General features: G+C 62.6%; 6 protein-coding genes. 2 read left to right on the top strand and 4 right to left on the bottom strand.

All coding sequences use genetic code 11. The annotated features are described in order from the left end of the window. Positions 1 to 119: 119 nt before the first annotated feature. Genes ACW9HW_RS15330 through ACW9HW_RS15320 form a run of 3 tightly spaced genes read right to left on the bottom strand, consistent with a single transcriptional unit; the run spans position 120 to position 2,375 of the window. The gene (locus ACW9HW_RS15330; protein WP_095192533.1) at positions 120 to 530 is read right to left on the bottom strand and encodes an SRPBCC family protein; all 411 of its coding nucleotides are present in this window, start codon (positions 528 to 530) and stop codon (positions 120 to 122) included. 28 nt (positions 531 to 558) lie between these two features. After that, complete coding sequence (locus ACW9HW_RS15325) at positions 559 to 1,356, bottom strand: SDR family NAD(P)-dependent oxidoreductase (RefSeq protein ID WP_457400607.1); 798 nt, start codon at positions 1,354 to 1,356, stop codon at positions 559 to 561. A 2-nt stretch (positions 1,357 to 1,358) separates the two neighbouring features. After that, the gene (locus tag ACW9HW_RS15320; protein WP_457400606.1) at positions 1,359 to 2,375 is read right to left on the bottom strand and encodes an aldo/keto reductase; all 1,017 of its coding nucleotides are present in this window, start codon (positions 2,373 to 2,375) and stop codon (positions 1,359 to 1,361) included. A 113-nt stretch (positions 2,376 to 2,488) separates the two neighbouring features. On the opposite strand from ACW9HW_RS15320, the gene ACW9HW_RS15315 reads away from it, so the two are divergent. Next, positions 2,489 to 3,391, top strand: a complete 903-nt coding sequence (locus ACW9HW_RS15315; protein ID WP_095192536.1) for a LysR substrate-binding domain-containing protein — start codon at positions 2,489 to 2,491, stop codon at positions 3,389 to 3,391. Between the two features lie 119 nt (positions 3,392 to 3,510). On the opposite strand, the gene ACW9HW_RS15310 is transcribed toward ACW9HW_RS15315, so the two are convergent. Further along, positions 3,511 to 4,854 carry an MFS transporter gene (locus tag ACW9HW_RS15310; protein ID WP_457400604.1) on the bottom strand — a complete coding sequence of 448 codons (1,344 nt, stop codon included), beginning with the start codon at positions 4,852 to 4,854 and terminating at the stop codon, positions 3,511 to 3,513. A 287-nt stretch (positions 4,855 to 5,141) separates the two neighbouring features. Between ACW9HW_RS15310 and ACW9HW_RS15305 the strand changes: the two genes are divergently transcribed. Beyond that, positions 5,142 to 6,575 carry an aldehyde dehydrogenase family protein gene (locus ACW9HW_RS15305; RefSeq protein ID WP_457400602.1) on the top strand — a complete coding sequence of 478 codons (1,434 nt, stop codon included), beginning with the start codon at positions 5,142 to 5,144 and terminating at the stop codon, positions 6,573 to 6,575. Positions 6,576 to 6,650 lie beyond the last annotated feature (75 nt).

Raw genomic sequence — 6,650 nt, 5'->3', positions numbered from 1 at the left:
GACACAAAATCCGGTCGAGTGAGCCTGGACGCGAAGGCGGCAGGTAAGTCCAAACAACTTTGACTGACACACCGCTTTCGCGAGCAGGCTCGCTCCCACAAGGGGGGGTGTGGTGTTTGTCAGGCCGGGTAATTGGCCCGGAGAGCCTCAAGCCCACCCTGATAAATCCCGGTAAACAACGCCACCACTTCCTCGTCACTCACGCCCACCGGTTCAAACCGACCGGACCAGGTCACCCGGGCGCCCTGCCCCTGGGCTTCCACACGAATCGTCGCCAGGTAATCCGTGGCCGGAAACGGTGCCTGCAAGATCGAATAGCTGTAGGTTTTGCCGTCATTGTCGAACGCTTGCAGACGCTCGATCACCACGCCGCCGTCCGCCGTTTGCAGGCTGCGCACGCGCCCGCCTTCGCTGAGTTCGCTCTTTGGAATGAACGGCAGCCAGTCCGGCAGCGAGTTGAAACCGCCGATCAATTGCCAGACCTGATCGGCCGAGGCCGGGATGTCGATGGATGCTGATGTGGTTGCCATGAAAAATATTCTCCAGATTCAAAAAGGTTCAGATGGCCAGGCTGTCGACGACACCGCCGTCGACCCGCAGGGCGGCGCCAGTGGTGGCCGAGGATAGCGGCGAAGCGATGTAGGCCACCAGGTTCGCCACTTCCTCGACCTCCGCCACGCGCTGGATGATCGAACTGGGCCGAGCCTTGCGCACAAAAGCGTCGGCTTCTTCCCGGACGCTGCGACCGGAGGCGGCGACAGCATCCTTGAGCATCTCCTCCACACCGTCGGTGAGGGTCGGGCCCGGCAAAATCGAATTGACCGTCACCCCGGTACCCGCCAAGCGTTTGGCCAGGCCATGGGACACCGCCAGGTTGGCGCTTTTGGTCACGCCGTAGTTGATCATCTCGGCCGGGATCGCCACGCCGGACTCCGAAGACAGGAAAATCACCCGGCCCCAGCCCTGCTTGACCATATCCGGCACGTAATGCCGGGCCAGGCGCACACCGGAGATCACGTTGACTTCATAGAAGCGTGTCCACTCGCTGTCCGGGGTCTCGAAGAAGTCCACATCGTTGTAGATCCCGAGGTTGTTTACCAGGACGTCAGCGCGGGGTTCGGCGGCGAACAATTTTTCCGCCCCCTCGGCGGTGCCCAGGTCGGCAGTCAAGCCTCGCAACTGCGCACCCGGCACGCTCTGGCGAATGCTTGCCAACGCCTGTTCGACCTTGGCCGTGTCACGGCCGATCACCACCACCGTGGCGCCGGATTCGGCCAGCGCCTTGCTGATGCCCAGGCCAATGCCGGCGGTGCTGCCGCTGACAATCGCCAGTTTTCCACTCAGATCGATTTTCATGTTCAGGCTCCAATCATGGGTAATGGGGCACGTTCGGACACCAGCTTCGCGTCACGCAACGCCTGCCAGAAGGCTGCGGGAATCACCGCCGACAAGGCGGCGACATCTTCGGCAATCCGATCGGGACGGCTGGCACCTGGAATCACTGCCGCCACCGCCGGGTTAGCCAGGGAAAATTGCAAGGCAGCAGCTTTGATATCGACACCATGGGCAGCCGCGATGCGTTTGATGTGTTCGACTTTGGCGATGATCGCCGGGCTGGCCTTCTGGTATTCGAAGTGTGCGCCACCGGCGAGGATGCCCGAGCTATACGGGCCGCCGACCACGATCTCGACCTTTTGCGCCAGCGCCGCGTCCATCAGGCGCTGCAAGGCACGGTCGTGATCGAGCAGCGTGTAGCGACCGGCCAGCAGAAAACCGTCCGGCTGCGCTTCGCTCAGGTCCAGGGTCAGTTCGCAGGGCTCGACCTTGTTCACGCCCAGGCCCCAGCCCTTGATCACGCCCTCTTCACGCAAGCGGGTCAGGACTTTGAAGGCACCGGTGCGCGCCTGATTGAAGTATTCCAGCCATTGATCGCCGTAGAAGTCCTGGGCGATGTCATGCACCCAGACGATGTCCAGGCGATCGGTTTGCAGACGCTTGAGGCTGTCTTCGATCGAACGCATGGTCGCGTCGGCGCTGTAGTCGTTGACGATCTTGTTCGGGCGGCCGTGTTCGAACACCCCGCTCTTTTCGCCCAGATCGCGGGCGGAGGCGTCTTCGACTTCGTCGAGAATCACCCGGCCGACCTTGCTGCTCAGTACATAGTCGTCGCGGTTGTAGCGGGACAGTGCCTGGCCGAGGCGAATTTCCGACAGGCCCGAACCGTAGAACGGCGCGGTATCGAAGTAACGCACGCCGGCCTCCCAGGCGGCATGCACGGTGGCTTGCGCTTCTTCTTCAGGAATGGCGCGGAACATATTGCCCAGCGGTGCAGTGCCGAAACCCAGTGCGCCGGGCAGTTTGTCTTTCAAGCTCATGATTCAAATCCTCATCAGTTCAGTGGTCAGGTGACCGTTGAGCAGATCCTAGATTGCGATCATCGGACCGTCCAAGACATAATGCGCAGCACTTGAGTCCCTAGAGGTCTGAAATGATCGACATCCGTCAATTGCGCTACTTCGTCGCCGTCGCCGAGGAAGAACACGTCGGTCGCGCCGCCGAACGCCTACACATTTCCCAATCGCCCCTGAGCCGGCAGATCGCCCAGCTCGAAGAGCGCCTGGGCCTGACCCTGTTCGAGCGCAGCCAGCAACGTATCCGCCTGACTCGCGACGGCCAGACCTTCCTCGCCGAAACCCGCGCGCTGCTGACCCACGCCAATCGCCTGGAATCCCTGGGCAAACGCCTGGGTCGCGGCGAAGAAGGCGGCTTGTGCATCGGTTACATCGAAAACGCCATGCACGCCGGCGTCCTGCCCAATGCCTTGCGCGTACTGCGCGGTGACCGGCCGAACGTGCACGTCGCGCTGTACAACCTCAGCTCCGCCGAACAACTCGAAGGCCTGCGTCAGCGTAGTCTGGATATCGCATTGGTCAGCGAACCGCCGACCAACGACGACCCGGACCTGCTGGGTTTCCAGGTGCTGGACGACCCGATGCTGCTGGCCCTGCCCGAGCATCATCCCTTGGCACAGAAAGCAACACTGGTCGCCGCCGACCTGGCCAATCAGGAGTGGATTGGTGTGCAGCATCGCCAGAATGCCAACTGCCACGACGACTTCGTCAGCGCCTGCATCCGCGCCGGCTTCACCCCGGACATCCGTATGGAAGCCACAGAACCGTTTACTGCATTGGGCTTGGTGGCGTCGGGACTGGGGATCGCGATGATTCAGAAAGGCCTGAGCCGCAACGCACCACCGGGCGTGGTGCTGAGGGAGGTGCCGTGGATCTCCTTCACCACGCCGCTGTGGGCAGCGTGGCACCGGATCAACCTGCGGCCTTTGGTGGAGACGTTCAGGAAGGTGTTGACCGAACGGGAGCCGGTTCCGGCCTAGTGCACAAATCCCTGTGGGAGCGAGCCTGCTCGCGAAAACGGTCTGTCAGTCGACATTGTTGTTGTCTGACACTCCGCCTTCGCGAGCAGGCTCGCTCCCACAGGTTTTATTGCGCCCAATCAGCGCAGCGGTTGCCCCCGCGTCTCCGGCATCCGCAGGTACACCGCCAGACTGATCGCACTGATCACCGCCAGGTAAATCCAGAACAACCCGCCATACCCCCACCCCGCCATCGCCGCCATCAGGTACGGCGCGGTGCCGCCGAACAGCGTCACTGACAAGGCGTACGGCAAGGCGATGCCGGTCACGCGCACTTCGGCCGGGAACTGTTCAGCCATGGTCACCGCCGATGCCGCGCCGAAGCCGGTCATGATCACCATCGACACGGTCTGGATCAGCGTCACTTCCAGCAGGCTGATGCCGGGGTGCAACAGTCCGAAGCTCGGCCAGGCCCACAGGATCGAGGCGATGGCAAAAGCAATCAGCACCGGACGGCGGCCGACCCGGTCCGCCAGTTTGCCGGCGAACGGCATCAGCACCAGCGACACGCCGACGGAAACCACCCCGGCCAACAACGTATCGCGGATCGACATACCGGTGATCAGGTGCACCTGATTGGGGTAGCTGACCATCCACACATAGTTGAGCAGGTTGCCGGCCATGGCGATGCCGATCACGCGCAGGGCATCGCGACGGTGGCTGAACAGCAGCTCACGGATCGGGCGCTTTTTACCGTGGCTGGCGATCTTCGATTTGAAAATTTCGGTCTCGCGCACCGACAGACGAATCCACAAGGTAATCAGGCCCATCAGCGCCGCGATCACGAACGCCACGCGCCAGCCCCAGTCGTACAGCGCGGTATCGCTGCCCATCGACGCAAGCGCAAAACCCAGCAGAAACGACACCAGTGTGCCGGCATTGATGGCGAACCATTGCCAGGACCCGGCAAACGCCCGGCGATGCGCCGGTGCCGACTCGATCAGGAACGCCGACGCCGAGCCAAATTCGCCGCCTGCCGAGAAGCCCTGGACCAGACGGGCAATCACCAGAATGATCGGTGCGGCAATGCCGATGCTTTCGTAGTTGGGGCAGATACCAATCACCAGCGAAGCCACCGACATCAGCAGGATCGACAGCGTCAGGCCTTTCTTGCGGCCATAACGGTCCGCCAGTTGCCCCAGCACCGCGCCACCGATGGGGCGCATGATGAAGCCGACGGCGAACACCGCCAGCACCGACAGCAAGGCGGTAACGCCGTCACCGGCGGGGAAAAACTGCTTGGCGAGGATCGAGGAAAACGTCGCGTAGATCACCCAGTCGGTGTATTCGACGATGGTGCCGAGGGTAGCGGCGACAATCGCTTTTCTCTCGGCACTGTTGAGTTTGCGACCCTCGGCGTGAGGGGTCGCAGTGGCAGTGGATGACGGCGGCAATTGACCGTCCACCGTGTGGTAGTTGCTCATATTCAAGACTCCCGTGGGCGCTATTATTGTTGACCTTTGGACGCGGCCTCAGCGTTGCTACGGGAGCAATATCCGGCGTTGCCTGCTGCGCGTGAAGCGAGTTTTCAGGACGGTTCGGTTGACTAAACCTCAAGCCATTGCCTTGAGATTTTCTCAACGCACGGTGCTTTAAAACTCGGTTGAAGGGTCGTCGGTGAGCAGCGGTAATGGCAGGCAATCATGGGGCTGCCCACGACCCTCCCCCATGCCGCGCATTAACAAGAAGAGCTTCACGAGGAGAACCGGCAATGTTTGACAGAACCAACAGCTTCATCGACGGCCGCATCACGCCGCCGCTGGACGGCCAATACGTCGACAAGATCGACCCGCGCACCGGCGAAAAACTCAACGAAGTGGCCAGCAGCAGTCCGGCCGACGTGGCCATTGCCATCGACAGCGCCGCCAGCGCCTTGCAGACCTGGCGCGACATGCGTCCGGCGTTGCGCGGGCGCATCCTCAACGATTTCGGCCGCCTGATCCGCGCAAGCGAGGCCACCCTCGGTGCCCTGGAGCGCGCCGAAACCGGCAAGCCCGGCCGCGAGATGGCGACCCTGATGGACCTGACCGCGCAGTACTTCGAGTTCTACGGCGGCATCGTCAATGTCATGGACGGCGAGGTGATCAACCAGGGCCCGAACTACCACGTCTACACCCGCCGCGATCCATTCGGGGTCATCGGTGTGATCCTGCCGTGGAACGCCCCGCTGCACCAGGCCGCCCGCGCCATCGCCCCGGCCCTGGCCACCGGCAACACCGTGGTCGCCAAACCCTCCGAACACACCTCGGCCTCGCTGGTGGAACTGGCGCGCCTGGCGGTCGAAGCCGGCATTCCGCCCGGCGTATTCAACGTCATCGTCGGCAAGGGCAGCGTGATCGGCCCGGCCATGGCGCATAACCCGCACATCCGCAAAATCTCCTTCACCGGCGGCATCCGCGCCGGCCAGGAACTGGGGCACATCGCGGCGGATCGCATCCTGCCGCTGACCCTGGAACTGGGCGGCAAGTCAGCCAACATCGTGTTCGACGACGCCGACCTCGACGCCGCCGCCAAGGGCGCGACCCTGGCCTTCACCTGGAACAGCGGCCAATGGTGCGCGGCGGGCACGCGGTTGCTGGTGCAAGAATCGATCTACGAGCGTTTCGTCGACAAGCTGCTGGCTGAAGTGGGCCAGTTGCGGGTCGGCCCACAAGATGACGCCACCTCCGGCCCCATCACCACCCACGCACAATTCGAGAAAATCCAGAGCTACTTCGCCATCGCCGAGCGCGAAGGCCTTAAGCCGGCCATCGGTGGCAAAGTCGCCACTCAGCCGGGGTACGAAAACGGCTGGTACGTCGAACCTACCGTGTACACCGGCGTGACCAACGACATGACCCTGGCCAAGGAAGAAATCTTCGGCCCCATCGTCTGCGTGATCCCGTTCAAGGACGAAGCCGATGCGCTGCGCATCGCCAACGACAGCGAATTCGGCCTCGGTGCCGGGATCTGGAGCCGCGACATCGGCCGCGTCCACCGCGTCGCCGCGCAACTGGAAGCCGGGCGCATCGTGGTCAACGAATACAGCGGCGGCTTTGTGCAAACGCCGTGTGGCGGATTCAAGCAAAGTGGTTACGGGCGTGAGCAAGGGGTGGATGCGTTGTCGCATTACACGCAGTTGAAGTCGGTGATCATTCGGCTTTGAGGCTGTACCCGATCACTCAAGGGCACAGCTACGGCTGCGCCCTTTTTTCGTCCCGGTGAACACATCAGGAGCATA

The organism is Pseudomonas sp. SDO5532_S415 (genome assembly GCF_054071155.1).
This window is presented reverse-complemented; position numbering and strand designations above follow the sequence as displayed.